1 protein-coding gene is annotated in these 400 nt (G+C 68.2%); it reads right to left on the bottom strand.

Annotated elements, in window-relative coordinates:
• Window positions 1-394 (bottom strand): CoA transferase (locus K3G63_RS22635; protein WP_220616422.1); only part of this gene is annotated, 394 nt, incomplete at its 3' end.
• Between the last annotated feature and the right edge of the window lie 6 nt (window positions 395-400).

The following is a 400-nucleotide window of genomic DNA, read 5'->3' as shown; positions in this document are numbered from 1 at the left end:
CATAGGGACCGGACTGGCCGTAGCCGAAGGCGCCGACATAGACGAGCGCGGGATTGACCGAGCGAAGCGTCTCGTAGTCGAGGCCGAGCCGCGCCATCGCCTGCGGGCGCACATTGTAGACCAGCGCGTTGGCGCGCTTGGCCAGCCGCAGCAGCGCGTCGCGTCCCTCCGGCTTCTTCAGATCGAGCACGATGCTGCGCTTGCCGCGGTTGGCATTGTGGAACATCCCGCCCATGCCGGGCGTGCGACCGGGACCGATCTGGCGAACGATGTCGCCCTCGGGACTCTCCACCTTGATGACGTCGGCGCCCATGTCCGCCAGCACCTGGGTGCCGTAGGGGCCCATCAGCACCGAGGTCAGGTCGAGAATGGTGAAGCCGGCGAGCGGTCCCATGGGGCC

This window comes from Hymenobacter sp. HSC-4F20 (genome assembly GCF_019599275.1).
Taxonomy (GTDB): Bacteria; Bacteroidota; Bacteroidia; order Cytophagales; family Hymenobacteraceae; genus Hymenobacter.
The sequence above is the reverse complement of the archived record's forward strand: the minus strand, read 5'-3'. Positions and strand labels throughout refer to the sequence as shown.